Here is a 600-nt window from a genome sequence, read left to right as displayed (position 1 = left end):
GTATAAAATAGATCAAAGAATGAAATGAGTTAATTAATATAATTATCTTTAAACCTATAACGGTATAAATAATAATGATTATCGATACGCATAAATTGTTGGGTTCGCTATTTTATCAAGCGACAAGTAAAGAACAGTTAATCACCATTGTCGAAGCTTTGGTTGAGAGCGAAGTACTCTCTGAAGAATGCTTGCAGGCATTAAGAAGCGAAGACGAAGATGCGCTCGCAGCAGAGTTCAGCCGCCTGTTTGAAGGCGTTGGAGACATGCCAGCTCCGCCTTGGGGTTCTGTGTACCTAGATAAAGACCGCGTTGTGTTTGGTGCTTCTACGGTTGAGTATCGCCAGTTTTTAGAATTGAATCAGATTGAATTAGACACTGGGTTAAGAGAGCCGGAAGATCAATTTGGTTTAATGTTATTCGCTCATGCGTATTTGTTAGAAAATAATAATATTAATTCAGCCGGTGAATTGCTTGAGGGTCACTTATTAACTTGGTCTTCTGTTTATTTAGAAAAACTAAATAAAGCATCAGAGTTATCTTTTTATAAAAAGCTATCGGTTGATGTAATAGATTGGTTTAAGTACTTAATATCTGAAT

Annotated in this window: 1 protein-coding gene; it reads left to right on the top strand. The window is 36.2% G+C overall.

Annotated elements, in window-relative coordinates; genetic code table 11:
* Nucleotides 1–74 precede the first annotated feature (74 nt).
* Nucleotides 75–600, top strand: a 526-nt coding sequence (locus tag AB4507_RS23020; protein ID WP_372183491.1) for a molecular chaperone TorD family protein, incomplete at its 3' end; no start/stop codon positions are given.

The sequence above is a fragment of the Vibrio sp. 10N.222.54.A3 genome, assembly GCF_041474095.1.
GTDB classification, from domain to species: Bacteria; Pseudomonadota; Gammaproteobacteria; order Enterobacterales; family Vibrionaceae; genus Vibrio; species Vibrio crassostreae_C.
This window is presented reverse-complemented; position numbering and strand designations above follow the sequence as displayed.